Annotated in this window: 11 protein-coding genes; 8 read left to right on the top strand and 3 right to left on the bottom strand. The window is 37.4% G+C overall.

Features of this window, described 5'->3' with window-relative positions; translation table 11 throughout:
- Nucleotides 1–5: 5 nt before the first annotated feature.
- Entirely contained in the window at nucleotides 6–251 is a 246-nt protein-coding gene (locus AK95_RS15845; RefSeq protein WP_063477421.1) for a hypothetical protein, read from the top strand.
- A gap of 143 nt (nucleotides 252–394) precedes the next feature.
- On the opposite strand, the gene AK95_RS15840 is transcribed toward AK95_RS15845, so the two are convergent.
- Nucleotides 395–1,510, bottom strand: a complete 1,116-nt coding sequence (locus AK95_RS15840; RefSeq protein WP_063477420.1) for a DEAD/DEAH box helicase family protein — start codon at nucleotides 1,508–1,510, stop codon at nucleotides 395–397.
- Nucleotides 1,492–3,072, bottom strand: a complete 1,581-nt coding sequence (locus AK95_RS15835; RefSeq protein WP_063477419.1) for an ATP-dependent nuclease — start codon at nucleotides 3,070–3,072, stop codon at nucleotides 1,492–1,494. The genes AK95_RS15840 and AK95_RS15835 overlap by 19 nt, the downstream gene beginning before the upstream one ends.
- Before the next feature lie 855 nt (nucleotides 3,073–3,927).
- On the opposite strand from AK95_RS15835, the gene AK95_RS15825 reads away from it, so the two are divergent.
- The 7 genes from AK95_RS15825 (at nucleotide 3,928) to AK95_RS15795 (ending at nucleotide 15,047) form a co-directional block, all read left to right on the top strand.
- Nucleotides 3,928–5,448: an SAVED domain-containing protein gene (locus AK95_RS15825; protein WP_063477417.1), complete on the top strand. Its 1,521-nt coding sequence runs from the start codon at nucleotides 3,928–3,930 to the stop codon at nucleotides 5,446–5,448.
- An 18-nt stretch (nucleotides 5,449–5,466) separates the two neighbouring features.
- Nucleotides 5,467–6,588 carry an SMODS domain-containing nucleotidyltransferase gene (locus tag AK95_RS15820; RefSeq protein ID WP_071220929.1) on the top strand — a complete coding sequence of 374 codons (1,122 nt, stop codon included), beginning with the start codon at nucleotides 5,467–5,469 and terminating at the stop codon, nucleotides 6,586–6,588.
- Nucleotides 6,585–8,411 (top strand): ThiF family adenylyltransferase, encoded by a 1,827-nt coding sequence (locus tag AK95_RS15815; protein WP_071220928.1) that lies wholly within the window; start codon nucleotides 6,585–6,587, stop codon nucleotides 8,409–8,411. The genes AK95_RS15820 and AK95_RS15815 overlap by 4 nt, the downstream gene beginning before the upstream one ends.
- Nucleotides 8,411–8,911 carry an MPN domain-containing protein gene (locus AK95_RS15810; RefSeq protein WP_071220927.1) on the top strand — a complete coding sequence of 167 codons (501 nt, stop codon included), beginning with the start codon at nucleotides 8,411–8,413 and terminating at the stop codon, nucleotides 8,909–8,911. The genes AK95_RS15815 and AK95_RS15810 overlap by 1 nt, the downstream gene beginning before the upstream one ends.
- Nucleotides 8,912–11,582: 2,671 nt before the next feature.
- Nucleotides 11,583–13,004, top strand: coding sequence for a radical SAM/SPASM domain-containing protein (locus tag AK95_RS15805; protein ID WP_083397645.1), 1,422 nt, complete (start codon nucleotides 11,583–11,585; stop codon nucleotides 13,002–13,004).
- Entirely contained in the window at nucleotides 12,983–13,825 is an 843-nt protein-coding gene (locus AK95_RS15800; protein WP_071220926.1) for an LpxL/LpxP family acyltransferase, read from the top strand. The genes AK95_RS15805 and AK95_RS15800 overlap by 22 nt, the downstream gene beginning before the upstream one ends.
- On the top strand, nucleotides 13,818–15,047 hold the full coding sequence (locus tag AK95_RS15795; RefSeq protein ID WP_071220925.1) for an MFS transporter: 1,230 nt from the start codon (nucleotides 13,818–13,820) through the stop codon (nucleotides 15,045–15,047). The genes AK95_RS15800 and AK95_RS15795 overlap by 8 nt, the downstream gene beginning before the upstream one ends.
- Before the next feature lie 1,327 nt (nucleotides 15,048–16,374).
- On the opposite strand, the gene AK95_RS15790 is transcribed toward AK95_RS15795, so the two are convergent.
- On the bottom strand, nucleotides 16,375–18,297 hold the full coding sequence (locus tag AK95_RS15790; RefSeq protein ID WP_071220924.1) for a hypothetical protein: 1,923 nt from the start codon (nucleotides 18,295–18,297) through the stop codon (nucleotides 16,375–16,377).
- Nucleotides 18,298–18,300: the final 3 nt, after the last annotated feature.

Here is an 18,300-nt window from a genome sequence, read left to right as displayed (position 1 = left end):
AGGATATGAAGAAACCTTACATAGCAAATTATGTAATTAGGTCTAGTTCAAGTTCAGAGCGTATTATTACAGAAACGATTGAGCAATCAGAACCTGATGAAATTCTCTTATGTCAAAACGATGATTACAGAAAACAAACTGCAACAATTGAGCAAACAGAACCTGATGAATATATTTTATTTTCTGATGAGTGGAGAAAGGAAACTCGCTCTATTGAAAATTCTGAACCTGATGAAATGATTTTCTGGTGAGTGAAAAGAGGGTAACCTAAAAAACAAACTTACAGTTGTATGAAGAGAAATACAACCTCTAAAGTATCACAAATTGTTCGTTGGAAGATCCGCCTGAGTCATAGAAGTTAAAGTTATGAGGCTGCGCAGTTGCGCAGCCTCATTCATAGCCGCATATATTTTTTCTTATGTCTTTTAAAGTCGTTCTCTTTAACGAAATAAAGCTCGTTTGTAACCCTAGTCATTGCTACATAGAGTGGGTTTATTTGAGTAGGTGATAAATGAGTGCTTGAGAAATCTTCCTTAAACAGTGCCGCAAAAGTTTTAGTAAGAATAATACAAGCTTTCTCGTAGGTGTCGCCTTTAGAATAACCCCAATTTATAGTGGGCAAGCAATTATATTTACGGCTATCATTATAGAATAATTTTATAATACTAGTATCTTCCATTACCTCTGAAATTCTAGAATCATCTTCCAACAACTCGTAGCGCCCTTTGATTGTGCTTGATGAATGTAAAATAATTTCCAACTTATTTCTAATGAAACTGCATATTTCCTCCGGAACTCGTCTACTGTTTATTAAAGTACTTTCATCTATGTCTACAGCACCTTTAAAAAGTGCTTTATATTCATCCCTTGAGATAAATGTTTTGCCTTTCTTCGAAAAAGGTTTATTCGTTGAAAAGTTTGATTTGCTAACCGAATGTTGATGAAAGTCCCCTACAGCAAATACGTTTATATTTTTTTCTTTAATAATCAGGGACAATAAATCAAAGTCCTTCCCCATGAAATCCTGGAGTTCATCAATATAAAGCTGGTCGCAAAATTTGAGCATACGTCCTAATATGATTTTTTTGACTTCTTTTGATTGTGCTAATACTAAACCAGACATTCTAGATGAATAATATTTTCGATTATAGATATAGTGCCTATAGTCATTTTGTTTATAATACTTATAATTTGGTTCTCCGTTTATTCTCTGTGGTTCGGGCTCTTTGTTAATTTCCACTCCAGTCGTTATAAGACCTTTACTGCCTCCAATGATTAAGATGGGTTCAAAGGGTTTCAGCAGCCATCGATAAACAAAACTAGCAAATGTTAATACCTGTGTGTTTTTTGGTATCTCTCCATGAATATTATGGATCTCTTTTTTTAGATTAGATACATTCTGTCTAGTATACGTAATGACCAGATTTTTAGAAGTCGGGTTTAAATGATTAGCTATATAGCGTGTTTTCCCCGAACCAGCTACAGCAAGCATTATCGTTGAACGAGCCATTCTATCCCCTCCTGAATGTACTCGGGTAAAACAATAATATTTTTAAAAGTATTCTCTTCAGATATCCGTAAAGCTGCTTCTGTTTTATTTTTTAGCATATATGCAAGGTTTTTATCCATGGGTATTTCGCGATATTCTGCTTTTGTACCAGGCTTAGTATTTGAAATAGTTTTAAGATTAGCAGCGTTTTTATTAAAGAGGCAAACCTCAAAAGTAAACTCACTAACTAAATCGGAACATTTAACATAAATATTGGTATGGTTTTTATTTAATTCATGAATAGATTCAATAGTTTCTTGGTCTCCATCATTATCAGTAATAACTAATAAAGAGTTATTAATTACTTTTGAAAGTTCGATATAGTGTTTATAGGTAATTCCCCCGCCCGATAGGATTTCAATGTATTTTTCTTCTAAAGTATAAGCCAAAGAATTCTTTACAAGTTGTGGCAACAATATGTATTCACTATTTCCCTCTACAAGAATTATCTTCTGAGCTAATATAAAATTCAATAACTGCATATTATCTGTTTTCATAAAATAATCTGCAGTTTCATCAGGCACTTTACTTAGAGAATGGTAGTTTTCATTGCTAATCCATATTGTATTTTGCAAATTCAATCTACTGACTATGAGTGGATTATGTGTAGTAATTATCAACTGAGCACCATCACACATATTTTGGATATCTTTTATTAGTTTTCGAGTACTGACATAACTCAAATGATTTTCTGGTTCTTCTAATAGAATTAGATCACTCTCGACCTCTAAGGCAATTTCCGTTTTAATTAAATTTTCTTTTCCTTTTCCTTTATTTTGAATGGAGATCCCGTTACTTTTTAAATCCAGTAAATTCTCTAAAATTGTTTTATTTTCGTCAATTCCCAAATTATATTCTTTTATAGTTAAACGTTCGGTATTCTCGTCAGCAAAGTTCTGGATGTTTTTCCTTAATTGATAAGAAAGATTTTGCCTATCCGATATTTCAAAGTTATTATTAAAAATTCTTTTTGAGTAGGAATCAAAGAGATTGTTTTTTCGAATAGAATTATCAATTAATACGTTTTTAATTGGTGACTTACTATAAATATATTTTCTTCCGGCAAAAGTGATCCATTCCGCTATGTAGTAATCTGTTGGTATGAATTTTCCATCATAACTCCCATCGTACATTGTCTCTAAAAGTTCGCGATAATTTTCATCAAATTTGTACATGAAATTAATGCCGCTCTTGGGTATAGGAGACGATGAAGAATGGAGTCCATTAAAGTACTCAGAATTCAAAGCATTTTCACCACTAATAAATAACTCAATTTCAATTTTAGGAAGAGCATCGATGGAAGGGGAATTTTTATATTGATTCACAACATCATTATTAAAATACTTTTCGAAGTTATTGGTAGTATTGAATATTTTTTGATTCAGTGCAACATCGATAGCTTCTAAAATGGTGCTTTTACCAGCCTCATTCTCACCGATCAGTACATTAATCCCTTCTTTGAATTCAATATCAAAATTTTTGAATTTCTTAAACCCCTTAATCTTTATCTGTTCGATATACATAAAGTTCTCCTTTTTTAAAGAGTTATCAATGTTTTTGTCATGGTTACGGACCAACGATTGAAGTATATTAACTATTTTGGTATGGATCTCTAAGCGGTCCATTAATATCCGGAGGGGCAGCTTAATCAACCGACATCTTTTGAGATTTCAATACTAAGCAAAGCGGCAAGGATTTTGATCGACTGCGCTATCAGGCATGGTATGATGATCCGTGAAGAGGGTCTGTATATTTAGACGCGTTGGATCGTCTACGTCAGGACTACGATGGGATCCTTAGCGAAGGAACCAAACTTATAGAAATGGTGTATCATACAAATAAGAGTATGACTACTGCAGCGATAATGCTTGCTAATGCTGATACAAATAATATTATGACTGCAGCAGAGATAGTGCTTGCTAATTTATTCGACTTTTCCAACAATAACTCCCCAATCATATGGCTTCTCACTTCCCAGAATAAGACGTTTGGGGAATATTGTCAAAATATTGGAGGCATGGTAGAGATCAGGACAACAAATGAGTATCAGAAAGCTTGTCAAAATGGGCCTTTTCATTCCCTCTGATTACTGAGTACAGATGTTTTTTTGCTTCGGCTGGTACGGTCGTGATTCGTTCAAAATCGTTATATAAAATGGAAGGGAGAGTGATAATATAGTAGAAACGTGTGTACTGATAATAGTGGAAACATTTAATCAGCACATAAAAAAGGAAAGGAAGGGTTTCATTGAGGGAGGGAGAATATGATTCAAATAATATTTAAGAGTTATATCATTCATAATTGAATAAGAAGAATGTGTGTGGGATAATACAATAGGGGAACGTAAGTTCTTTAATTTGATAATAGGACTGTGGTAAATGGGCAAAGCGATTGATGCAATAAACGCTGGTTTGACTTATCAGAATTTATACTTTTGGTTGTTTGCTTCTGAATTGCTACATAAAGATTCGAATATCAAAGAGGTATCTTACGAAGATGATCGAGTTAAATCTTTGGATGATGTTGTTGTTGAATATATAGAACCTGTTACAGGGGACTATGGTATTGATGATGAAATCACTATGGATTTCTACCAGGTTAAATATCATGTTAAAAATACGCATCAGATTGAATTGCTAGACCTCATTGATCCTTCATTTATTAATGCTTCAACGCACTCTTTTTTACACCGAGTAAGGGATGCCATAAAGCAAGGATATACAAATGCCCGATTCCATTTGATAACTCCATGGAATATTCAAAAAGGCGACCTTTTAGAAAATTTATTGGATAATCATCACAACAAGTTGAACTTAGATTCTTTTTTTGACGGAAGACAGAGAACAAAAATCGCACTCGCTCGAAAATCGATGATGAAACAACTTGAACTACATTATGAGGCTGAACTACGGCAAATCCTAAGAAGTATTCGGATTCATCATAGCAAGCCAGGTATTTCACTTTTGATTAAAGAACAGCTTAATCCAAAACTAATGCTTGCTGGGCTTAAACCGATTGATTCAAAGGTTCTCGTCAACCCTTATAATGATCTAATTGTGAATTGTGCAAGTAAAGGAAGTAAAAGCTTTAATAAAGTTAATCTTCTGAAGTTATGTCGAAAAGAGCGACTATACTCGGGTCAACCTTTAATTCTAAAGGATGAAATCCCTGTAGGAATCCGGAGCTTTCTTCCCTATACTGAAACATTAGAAGAAGAGACTAACCATCTTCTGTGTCTTAGTGACCACTTTGATCAACGCCTAATTAAAACAGATCAAAGTTGGAACGGTGACGTTGCACCAAAATTAAAGGGATTTATACAGGATGTCTTTTCTCTAGGCAATGCCTACTTGATCCAATTTAATACACACCTTTCTATAACATTTGTTTCAGGAATGATACTGAATCCAAAATCAGGAGTAAAAGCATTTCCTGTACAGCGAGGAGATGGATTGATGGCTTGGATTCCTGATGTACATTTTGAAGAAGACCAGAATTACACGACATTCATAGAAGAGTTTTCATCTGACCAATTAGATCAAGGTGATACAGTAGTTGCTATTAGTGTAACTCGAAATGTTAAACCTCACGTAGAATGGCACATAGAAAATAACAAGCTAAAAGTACAAGCTTTCTATCATTTTTGCCTGCCGTCAGAGGGATTTAAGGCAATAAAAGATGGCACGCATGCTTGGCTACTAGCTGAGCAAATCATTAAGGCACTAGATAGACGCAATCCAAGTCAAAGAAAAGGAAAAGTTCACCTTTTTATTGCAGCGCCTGGTGGCTTTGTTTTCTTTCTTGGTCAACAAGCATCAAATATACCAGAAATTATACTATATGAGCATAATTTCTCTGGAGATGGATCATATTCTCCTTCATTTATACTCCCACTTTAATAATTTGGAGGTCTCATTATGAATATTCCCACCTATTTTGCAAGATTCCTTAAAGAAATTCGTCTAACAGAGAATCAAGTGAATGATCTTATCAAAGGACATACTACTTTGAGAAATAGATTAGAAGAAGACGAGGATCTATCTAAAATTATTGTAAGTACATTTCTTCAGGGGAGTTATCGAAGGTCTACCGCTGTTCGTCCAAAAGGAGACAGTCGATCGGATGTCGATGTAATTGTAGTGACTAAATTGAGTATGGAGGAATATAGCAATCCAGAAGATGCACTTCAAGTATTTGTTCCATTCATGGATAAACACTATGCAGGTAAATACGAGATTCAGGGACGTTCAATCGGAATTTCATTAAGCTATGTAGATTTAGATGTTGTTATCACGGCCGCCCCCTCGGAAAGTGAAGAGGGAATTTTGGAATCTAATAGTGTAACCGACATGCGGGCTTTGGAGGATATTGAAACATGGTCATTGAAGAAGTCTTGGGAAGTTCTTGAAGAAACATTGGATACGAGCTCTGTTTTAAGAACATATTCTAATGCGAATGAACCTGAGTGGAAATCGGTTCCCCTGTGGATTCCCGATAGAGAGGCAAAAGAATGGAAACAAACTGATCCTCTAGCTCAAATTAAATGGACTCAAGAAAAAAATAAATCTTGTAATCGCCACTATGTTAACGTCGTTAAGGCTCTGAAATGGTGGAGAAGATCAAATGATGTGCCTAAATATCCAAAGGGCTATCCTTTTGAGCACTTGATAGGCTTATGCTGCCCGGATGATATCCAAAGTGTTGGTCAAGGGGTGACCGAAGTTTTGGAAGAGATTGTAAATAACCATCCTACGAAGCCAGTTATGCCGGATCATGGTGTACCAGATCACGATGTAATGGGCAGAGTGACAAATGAAGAATATGAAGAGTTTTACCAGCTAATTAAAGAAGCAGCTGTAATTGCTAGAAGGGCTACAGATGCTACTACTGTAAAAGAAAGCGCAGAGGAATGGAATAAGCTTTTTGGTTCTAAGTTCCCAACCTCTGAGGCAACCAGCAAGAGTGAGAACAGCTCTGTTGGATTTTCAAAGAGAGAAAATCCAACAACTCAAAATGTTATGGGTGGACGTTTTGGATGATAAATATCGCAGTATCTGAAAATATATACTCTGGTTGTATTCAACTTGATATTGTTAAGGGATACGAACAATTAGAAGAGCTTTATTGGTTTGAAAAGTTAGATAGTTGGGTCCTGCATTTTAGTTTAAATGTGCCTGAATTAAACCAACTCTCTTCTGTACCTCAAACTACCCAGTGGTATATGCTAATAGATCCTCTTTATCCAAGAGGATCTATTAGCATATTTCCCGATAAAATTAGAAGTATCACTCTTACGTATCAACACATGACTGAAAATATAAATGTTGACTATGTTCCTTGGAGATTAGGAAAGATTTGTACCGATTGGGATAGCGGTCAACTGGAATTGTTATCGGACAGTGATGAACTTTTAGATTCTGACAAGCGAATCTCTTGGCATGTACAGAGATTGAAATTATGGCTGATCGCTGCCTCTAACGATTCTTTGGCTGTACCTGGAGATTATTTCGAATTACCTCATACACATTTCAAATCAGAGTTATCCATTGTTTTTGCGGAAGAGCGAAAGGATCTTATAAAGTGGAGTGAAATCTATACTCGGTCTGGTTTGGTATCTCTAAGGGAGGTTAAGGAGAATTCGGATACTATTTATATATCACGCTTCTTTGATAGAGAGTCAGAAGTATTGCAAACCTATGATTGGGGAAAAGTTGTAGAGCTTAATACCCAAACTAAGATACAATATGGAGTATGGGTATTGCTACCCTTTAAACCTATACAACAACCTTGGTCATACCCCAAGACAGTCAGCGATTTAGAAATGGTGTGTAAAGAACACCATTTTGATATCTGGAATGAGATATATGATTTAATGCATACATTCCGTGAGTATAATCGTAATTTTATTATGATTGGCTTTCAAATTCCTCAAATCGTTGGGGAAGAAGATCAGGTGGTTCATTGGATCAGTATTGAAATTGCGAAGTTGACTAGGAAAGTCAAAAGGATTAAAGGATTTAGAAAAGCACGTGACTATTATTTTCATCGAGATCGATTGAATGAGCTAAAACCAGAAAAAGAATTAAATTATATCCGTACTGAGAACTGGAGCAAGGAAGCGATTCTTAGCCGCGGGAGTTTAGATAAAAAAATCCATCAGGATAGTGCATTTTTGATAGGTGCTGGAACGCTTGGTTCAGCTATCGGTGAATTACTATCACGCACAGGCATATCAAAAATCACTGTTTGTGACGATGATATTTTAAAAATAGGGAATCTTTCACGACATATTCTCGGTGTGGATAAAATATCCAGAGAAAAAGCAGAATCTTTATCTAGACGAATAAATCAGAACAATTTACACATTTGGTCATCACATATAAATAAATCTTTCCCAAATCTGAGTGAAGATGAGGTCGAGATTTTAGAAGAACATGACGTCATTATTGATACTACGGGTAGCGATGCAGTCATTGACCATTTATATTCTTTCGACTGGACACTTCCTAAAAGATTTGTGTCTATATCGCTTGGCTTCGGAGCCAAAAGAATGTTTATCTTACAATCAAACAAGCATCCCTTTCCCCGTCAGGTATTTTATGATTTTCTTAAACCATGGATCGAATTAGAACGAGAAGAAAATAAGAAAACAGTCCTTCCAAGAGATGGAATTGGCTGTTATCATCCGTTATTTCCGGCTAGACTTGATGATATTTGGATAATGGCAGGATTAGCAATAAAAGAAATGGAAACATGGTGGCTAGACCCGTTGGGATCTAATATATTTGCTGTATATGAACAACAGCAATTAAACGGGGTATCAGCAGGGGTAATACTGAAACAACGAGAGGTGTTTCAATAATGCTTGTTTATAGATACAGAGATCATGAAAGTGGCTTGGAAGTTGAATTTAGCGAAGATATTTTAGCGTTTATGTTAGCACAATGTACTTCTTATGGTAATTTGGAAACAGGCGGCATTTTAGCAGGTTATTATGACGACACATATAAGAAGGCCGTTATTCTGGGAAGCAGTGCTGCTCCTACTGACTCAAAACATAGTAGAACTAGATTCTACAGAGGTGTAAAAGGCCTTAAGGAATGGTTAAATAAACTTTGGAAAAAAGAGAAGGCTTTTTATTTAGGAGAATGGCACTTTCATCCTTTTGCTACAAGCCAAAGGAGTTCAATTGATTCGAAACAGATGAATGCAATATCCGCTAATCAATCGATGAATTGCCCAGAACCAATATTATTCATCATTGGGGGAGACCCTAATCATAAATACTCAGTTTCCATCAGTGTTTTTTTTGATAGTAAGAAATCGATAGAACTTAAAGAGTATTCAGTTGAAAAAATATGAGATAAGCTTAAAACTACCAGTAGTCTAAGTCAGAATCCTCAGAATTCTAGCACACAACTATATATCAGTATTATAACTGAATTATGATAAACTCAGAAAAATCAATAACTTCAGAACACAACTTTAATACCAAATAACAGCACAACATGTGCAATGCAAATAAAGTCCTTTACCAGCAAAATAAACTCGTATTGAGCAATTAAAAGTCGTATCAGAGCCGAGCAGGTGCAGGATTATTTCCTGACATTTGCTCGGCTTTTCTTTTTGGGGCAGGAGTGGGAGATTGGGGGAAGGCAGGAGAATGCAGGGTTCTTCTCGAATCATATCTCAGAGGCTTTTCTCAGGCATTTCAAGGCTTCTCAGGCGTTAGAGTGGGTCTAACCTAACACAGGCATTTGCTCACGCTTTCACCCAGGCTATTTCTGACTCTGTAGCCCGATCTTATCACTGTCCTTTTCCTCTTCGATACGACTTTAAAATGCATTTCCCAAACTCCACCTAAGCTCCAATCCTTGTCCTTTCCCATGTGTTCCTGATACGAGTTTAATTTGCACAAGTTGTCAGACAAATCAGGGGAAATAGGCGGCAAATGGTGTAGGGGCGGGCTTTTTTTAAGGTGAGGGGAGCGAGGGAGGAGCCATACGATTTTATTTTCGTTGCATAGCATATGATATTATTTTGTATTGAAGCTGTGTTCTCTGTTGTATAAAGTTGTGTTATAAAAAATATGTAGTGTCCAATGAATAAATTAATTGATATTAAAATTGTGCTCTACTGTTGATTATGGAATTATTGTTGTGTCCTAGTACTTAGGTCGAGTAATTGCAGGATATTTCCTGACTTTTGCTCGGCTTTTCTTATTGGGCCAGTATTAAAGGGAAGGGCAGGAAGATTTAATGGCTCTTCTCGAATCATATGTTCAGGCAAGCATCTATTCCAGGGTATTGTTCCTGGGTTAGCTCAAGAGATCCTGTGCCTTTACACACAGTCCTGTTACCCGTCCTTGATACTACTTTAAATTACATTTCCATACCACCTTTCAGCCGAAATCCCTGCCGTTTCTCTGTTTTTCCCGATAAGACTTTCATTTGCTCAAGTTGTGGGACAATTAAAGAAGAAGGGCGAGAAAAACTAGTCCGGACAAGGGGTTGAGCGAGTTTAGATAATGGGGGGATACGACTTTTGCTCGATAAATGGATGTGGTATTTCTATTATCCCCTTTGGGTAGACATGCGGTAAAACACCCGATAAGATGAGCTTAACACAGTAGACTGGAGGAATAGTCATAAAAAGAGGCGATATCCTATCGTTACAGCATAGAGACGAAAGTTTAGGCTGTGATGTTAACATCCAATAATCTTAAACGCCCGTATTAAAAAGTTTGAACCAAGCGAATAAAGTTTGACTGGAAGCCGGAGCTGAATTATTCCTGATTTCACTCCGGTTTATTTCTTTTTTCTCCCCGATGATTTCCCTGATCAATATCTCTCGTAAGCATGACTCTCTCGATTTATGCCTAACCCTCATCATCCTGTCCCCTGTGTTTTCCCCTTGCTTTTCCAGGATGATTCCACCCAGATTTTCAGTCAAACTCGGCCTTGCAGGGAATGAAGGGAAGGGATTAGGAAAACGAACAGCACATGTTAATAAAAAAATGTGGAACCGCTGAAGTCAGTCCCGATGAGATATCATCGGGAAGTTGAAGTTATAGATAAATGGGTTAAATCAGATTGAATTTGCAAGCAGAATTGGAGTTCTGCACGGAACACAGTGAGCTTGAGCTGTAAGATATACTCGCTATCCTACATAGGTTACTTAAATTTAATTATCATAGGTAAATCTGAGCTTGTCGCTAGAGAGACACTTTTTTGAGGAATGAAGTTGAACAAATTAGAAGCAGTAGATTGTCTTTGGTGGAATTTTAATCGTAGTTATTATTACTAAAAGGGCATTATCGAAGTTCAATAATGTTGTAATCCTCCCTTCATCAGTTACAATTGAATAGCAAATGGTACACATTAAAAGTCACCCATATATTTCACCCTAAACTTGCTATATTAACATTTTCTAGCCACGTGTATGATGCAACAAGTAAGAACCAGCAACAATCGTGGAATAGAAAGTACGTGTTGATGGTGCTGGATTGGTGATTTAGCGACGTTTATGAAAGCATGTAATAGCCTAGTTGTCTGCCAATAATTTTAGCCAAAAACACAGAAGAGATTACCTCGAAGGGCTATGAGAATAACTATTATCATGATTAACAGATAACGAATTACACGGTTTGTTAATCTATCGTTTGTTTCTTTATTTTGGAGAAAAGGGAAACCCAACTCATAGGGATTTCCCTTTTTTGTTATATAATATATCTTTTTGGTGTAAAGGATTTTTTAGACTCTACTTAAAACTTGTGATGACAAAAATTCCCTTTATATATTGATTTACCCTAAAATGTATGTTATTTTTTGAATTGTAAAGAAAGGAGGGGAGTCCTATGAAGAAGAAAAATCCTATCATTGAGGGTACACAGCCAGCTTTTAACAATTGTAATTGTTCAGGACCAACTAACCCGGACAAAGAAACTAGATAATTAGTAAGTTTTTGCCAGGGACTTTAATGAGTCTCTGGTAATTTTTATTCAATAATATTTAGATGCGGAGGATCATCTGTAATGTATATAGTTCTTAGTGATAATGTGATTTTACGTGATGAACATCGATATTTAGATTCAGAAGCAAGATTCTTTTTTAATGCTTATACAAGACATTCAGAGTTTGTTTCTGCTGCAGCCTTTGATTTATTAGTACATTTATCAAACTCTAGAACTAAAGAAGAGGCGTGGGACTTTTATTATGAAAGGGCTTTACAGTTAAAAGAGTTACCAGATAAGGAAGAGTTTGATCAGTTTGTAGATGAAATGATTTTTCGCGGTACTGTTATTGAAACTGAAAAAAAAATGCAGGTAAGAAGGCCGCTTTTAAACTTAGGGATTAATTATCCCTTTTCCTCCAAGTATACACCGATGACATTTCCGACAAAGGTCAATGTTACAAGTACTATGAGATGCAATCTCGCTTGTAAACACTGTTTAAGAGAGTCATCTCCCTTTGTAGATACCTCTGATGAATTATCAACTGATGAAATAAAAAAATTATTTACGGATTTAGATAATCTAGGTGTTATTGAGCTTGCATTTTCAGGTGGGGAAACAACTACACGAAAAGATATCTGTGCTATATTGGAACATGCTAGTACACTCAGGTGCTTCTTTGAATTTTTTACGAATGGTCATAGAGTGACTGATGCTGTATATAATACTTTACTGGAAGTGAAAAAGAAAAAGCAGAGAGGATTACAAATTCATTTGTCGTTAGATGGTGACGAATATTACCACGATCAGATTCGTGGTAAAGGGTCATATGAGCGTGTGATGAAGACGCTTTCTAGATTTGCTAAAGATGATTTTAATGTAATTGTTGAATCTGTTTTAGTTCCCGAATTGGTGAAAAATGATGGTGTTAGAAAGGTTATTGAGGCGTGTATAGAGAACGGGGCGAAGGGAGTTAGTTTACATCCTGCATCTGTATCTGGAAGAGCAAGTTTAGATCCGGATTATTTTCAATTTACATTAACAGAGTTAGACTTTTTCTCAAAAGAAGTATCAAGATTGAAAAAGAAATATAATTCTATCAAAATTGAGTTTCAAACATATTATTATCCAGGACCAAAAAGTTCAAGTAGTGAAGTAAAACTACCTCCTAATGTTGGACCTCAGGGTATGTACTTGTTGGCTATCGGAGCAGATGGAAATGTCTATCCTTGTACAGAATCCATCGGAGATAAGTCGCAAATTATCTCAAATGTAAGGGATGAGGGAGGAGTTCTTGCGGCATGGCGTAGTAGCAAATGGGATTTTTATCGTGGTGGATGGAATCTCGAGGACTTAAAAGTATGTTCAGGATGTATTTTTAATGGTAATTGCATGATGCAAACTTGTCGTTGTTATGCTCAAAGAACATTATTGAACAAATTTGATGCAATGCCAGAATGTTATAAAGTGAGGGATGAGATATGGGAAACATCAAAGATTTAAGCTTCCCAAGTTTAAGTACTCATATAGATGAGCTTATGCGAATTAGTAAGGAGGAACTATTGTCTTTATGTTCAGATCCCGAAGCTTGGCGGGTTTCCCAATATTATTCCATTTTTGTAGAAAATAATCCTGATTTAATTTTGAAACATAAGGAATTTCTTGCACAACGACCTATGCATTGGTCATTGCTTATAAAACTGTTGAAAGAAAAAGGAATAGATAATTCATTTTTGAACATTCCTACAGATATTACGAGGCTTGTTGACAAACCTTGTATATTTGTAATACCGCATTTCGGATTACATATGTTAGTTCCTTTAATTTTGGCTCATTTTATTGAATCTGGTTCTCATATAGTAGCTTCTGGGATGGAAGACGGAATGGAAGTTGCTAATAGTGTCAATGAAATATTTCCAGATATTCAGATACATTTTAACAAGATTCCTGATATTTGGATTCTAAGAAAGCTTTATCGTGCATATAACAAGGGGAATTACCCTGTAATTTATCCAGAATTAACAGCATCAGATGATAAATCTTTGTTTCAAATAGAATTATTAGGGGAGAAACTAGGGGTACCTAGAGGTGTTGAAAATTTAAGTCGTTTATGTAAAAGTAACGTGATACCTGTAGCCATGACGTATGATAAAAAAAAATATGAACTACACTTAGGTCCAATGCTCAGTTATTCAGAAGAAGGGAGTATTCTTACACCATTGTTCGTGTGGATTGAAAAGCTAATCGAACAACATCCAGATCAGTGGTTTGGTTGGCAAATGTTTGATGAAATGATGAATCAGAAAGCAGTGGAATATGCGTAAAAATATAAATATATTTATAGTCTCTTTGGGGGCACAAGCACTGCAGGGGAGTATCGTTTTTATTGCGATAGCGTGGTATTTTACCCACATTACCAGTTCACCGTTGGTATTCGGTTCAATTATGTCATTTCGCTACATTCCAAGTATTTTGTTTGCAATGTTTAGCGGAATAGCGATTGATCGTATGGATAAAATCCAGCTTGGTATTATCGCTTCGATTTGGAATGCTGTATCACATGTCTCGCTACTTGTCGTGGGCATCTTCAATCTTTCCGCAGAAGGGACTGGTTATTGGATCTATGCATTAATTGTTGTATGCATAGGGATATCTAGCTCTTTCTTATCACCATTAGAAAGAACACTTATTCCATCAATTATTGATTCTGAGCGGTTAAAATCGGTAAATAGTATTATTAGCATGGTGAAGCAAACGGTTGGGCTTGTTGGTACGAGTTTAGCTGGAGTTTTGCTATTTTTAGGTGGCTTTAATCTTGCGATGGTTGTTGCGATTATTTGCACTATTGTCACGTTTTGTGCATTTTTGTATTTACGCTTACACATACAATTACCAAAACCGAAAATATCTCCAGAAGAAAAGGGAATTGTCAATGCAGTTAAAATATTGGGGGAGCTATTAAAACAACAAAGATGGATTACATATGCTATTATAACGACTGTATTCACGAATATGGCTTTCGTAATGCTTATGGATGTTCTCTTACCACACTTGTTTGCTAGTATGAAGTGGAACAGTTCACCAATACTTGGGATATGTTTTACGGTGATGGGGATTGGGACGATAATTGGCGCGTATATAACTCATCGAGTGAAAAAACTAAACTTAGAAATTGCTGTTATCTTATATGCTGTATCAGCTGTGACAGGCATAATCGCTGGGTTTATGGCGGATTCGTTTCTAGTTAGCCTTGCGTTATTCGGTTTATTTAGTTTGCTTTCTGCACCAGTGTCCATCATATACTTAACAGAACTACAACAAATCATTCCAAACAAACATTTAGGCAGTATACAAGGCTTTATCGCATCTGCTGTTATGATAGCACAGCCAGTTGGAGTTTTATTAGCAGGATTTCTTTTGTTAACATTTAGTGGGGGCACAGTCGTAATGATGGCTTGTACCTTGTCTTTAATAGCTATTTCGATAGGTTGGAGGCAATTACGAAAGCAGAAAAATAGTATTATGAGAGAAGAAGTAAGTATGTAGAGTTTATTCTAAAAAAGTTGGTGAAAAACAACTTTTGTCGTATTTACTTTATGAGGACTACCTGGTGAGATGTTTCTTTTGATATTATTTCGAATTCTTTATTTATAAACACAGAAATACATTAAACAGTTTCTCCAAAAGGAGCTGCCAGAAAATTCAAAGTCAGATGAAGTCAATGATTTCTTTTTAAAGTGTGCAATACTAAGGTTAAATACTTTAATGGATTCGATCTGTAGAGATTCTTAAAGGACGCGTACCTATTCGGTTGGAATTTATCACAAAGCTTATTAGAACGGGGTTTAGCGATGGTTAACTTGAGCAATATCTAGTTCCCGACTTTCTTTTTATGGTGATTATTATAGTTCAAAACTTTCTCATTTTTATGTTTATCACGTGATGTGGATAACCCAATACAATTAACTAAATTAGTTTCACACTTTTCTATCACCTGACACTCGTCACGTTTGTAGTTGTGAAATAAATATAAAATTCATTTCCAGCAAATTAAAGTTGTATTGTGCAATGGAAAGTCATATCAGAGCTGAGCAGATGCAGGTTATTTCCTGACAATTGCTCGGCTTTCTTTGTTTCGGGAAAGGGATAGTGGGTTATTAGAGGGAGGAAAACTGAGAAGTTCTCATAAAGTTAATCTCAGGCTTTTGCTCCGGTGTTAAGGTTTCGCTGGCATTGGAGTATGGGGAATCCAAGCACTGCTCTGGCTTTAAACTTTAGGGCTCGATAACTTGTTTTTACCACGCATTTATAATCCATCTAACCAAGGATACATACTTATAAAAATTTGATTCTCCATCCCAAGAATATGTATCTAATTCGACTAAAAGGTATAGATAAATGCCATAGGAAAGGGTCAATAGGATTGATTGTTCTACTTTACCATCTGAATTTCTAAATACCCATTTCCATAACCAATAAATTCCTTAAGGAAGAGAAATAACCACCAAAGGAAGCGCATGAGATATCCCATAGCAAAATACATGAGGATAGAAGAAAATATATAAGATACCCAAAAGATCCCCATCAACAGAACGAATAAGATCATATATATGAAGTAACTCTTAACCTTCCATCGCAAATAATAGCTCCGTTCAGTTTTTGGAATATTATATCATAGGCAATTTTAACTTCGATGGAACTTGAGAATACATGTTCAGTGGGTTATTCAGAAGTCATCAAAACCTGCTGCATTCCGATCTCGGTGTTAACGAACCAGTCTGCACACATCAGCGAAATTGAATACATTTCACGATTTCGGAAGAACAGAAAGGCTGCGCCCCTGAAGATAAGGGACGTAGCCTTTTTGTTATACTTACTCGATCGATTCCACCTGAATGACAGGCACCTGGGTGATCTGACCGGATACGGTGCTGTCACTACTTCCGTTATGGTCTTGTTGGACATCATCCGGATTGATATCCTCGATAGTGACGGCGTCGCTTGGATTCTCGGTTTCATCTATAGTGTCTCCATTGTGTCCGTCAACCTGCTCGGTCTCCGGTTCAACGGGATTTGAAGTAGTGGAACTCTGGCTTCCCGGGATCTCCAGCTGCTGATACTCGCTGCTGAATGACCCGATGAGGGTCACGTTTCCCGCTGTGAAATCCAGGGCTCCTCTTAAAATGACATGGTATCCATCGCGTTCTGCAACGACTTCGGCATAGGCATCCTCCAGGATATTAACAGTGAAGCGAACCTTCTCATTCGGATACTTCTCGATATTAGCGATATCGATGTCGGTATAATGAACCTGATATCCTGTGAATCCGTATTGGTCTCCCTGACGCTCGAAGATGGCGATCTCGTCTGGGCTTGCTCCTTCCAGATTGGTGACCAGCAAAGACTTATCTGGCTGGACCTGGTAGCCTTCGGCCGTGAACTGGAACAGCGGCGTCAGATTGGCATCACTGGCTTCATAGCCTGAATACAATATCAGACCGGTTCCTGCATCGCCCTCCACTAGGATAACCGGATTCTTCGCGGTGCTAAGCGATTCCTCGACTGAAACCTGTTGGATGGCGATGTCGGACGGGTAATCATGGTTTTGGAATAATTGCACCGTTTCATCGGCATTCAAGACCGCTAAATAGATGATATTCCCCTCATCGACTCCAATGGCATAGGCCAATCCTCCAAAGCGATTCCCGCCTCCGCTTACGTAGCTGAAGCTGCCCTTCATGCCAGCCATATTGAACAAACGAAGAGGATCGTGAATGGTCCAAGCCAGTTTAGCAGCTTGCAGTTTACTGCTCATATCCTGGTATCCCGACAGCGCTTCATAGAGTGCTACCGCTTCCTCGTGGTTCTGCTCTTTTACCATTCCTTCCGCAGCCGCGATCCACCGATTGATCTGATTCTGAATATATGCCATGATTTCCGCGTTCTTCCGCTCGTTCCGTTCCAGGTAATCACGATACCCCATGGCGTGCGAAGCAAAATCGGAGGGCCGCTCTCGCTGGACATCCCTTTGCAGCATGGTATACACAAGCTCATCAGTCTTTCGGTTCAACCAGGCAGCCGATATCGACCGGTTGGCATACTCGGAACCCATGGATTGCGACCAACTTAGCAGGTCGGTATACTGTCCGGCTCCTGCCATACGGGTTAGAACCATTTCGTCATAACGCTGGAACAGACGGAGCAGCTTGTCATTCTTCTGCTTCTCCCCGCCGTAGAATGAATCCGGAATGCGGAGCAAATTCCATTTGAAGCTGTTGTCGTCATACTGCTGCTCTTCAAGCAGCTCGTCGGCCTGACGGTTAAACAAACGAATGAACTGCAGGAATATCCGTTTCACATCGTCGGGGATTCCGTAGAACGCAGAAATTTCATCGTAGTAGGAAGCATAAGCCCCTTGTTGCCCGGCAAGCTTCTGCTCCGCGTCAAGCAATTCGGCATACACGTTCATGAAGCCGGAGAAATCGCCTGCTTCCCCGACCCGATTCAATCGATGATCAAGCGAGGAAAGGCTCTGCTTCATGGAAGTAATGGGTTCAAGCTCTTGTAGTCTTGAGGCAAGCAGCTCTTCTTTATATAGAAGGGAGCGATTATTTCGCGCCTTCTGATACCACTCTTCTGCCTGAACGAGCTTCTTCTGAGCATACAATAGCTCTGCTTGCGCCATCGATTCGATTTTCTGATAGATATGAATTCCCTTATATCCGATCAGCAGCAGAAGGACTATACATAAAAAAAGATACAAATTACGCAGGGTTAGCGTGTTTTTCATCGTCATAAC

This window comes from Paenibacillus sp. LC231 (assembly GCF_001860525.1).
GTDB lineage: Bacteria > Bacillota > Bacilli > Paenibacillales > Paenibacillaceae > Paenibacillus_AQ.
Note: the sequence above shows the minus strand (reverse complement) of the source record. Positions and strands in the feature narration are given on the sequence as shown.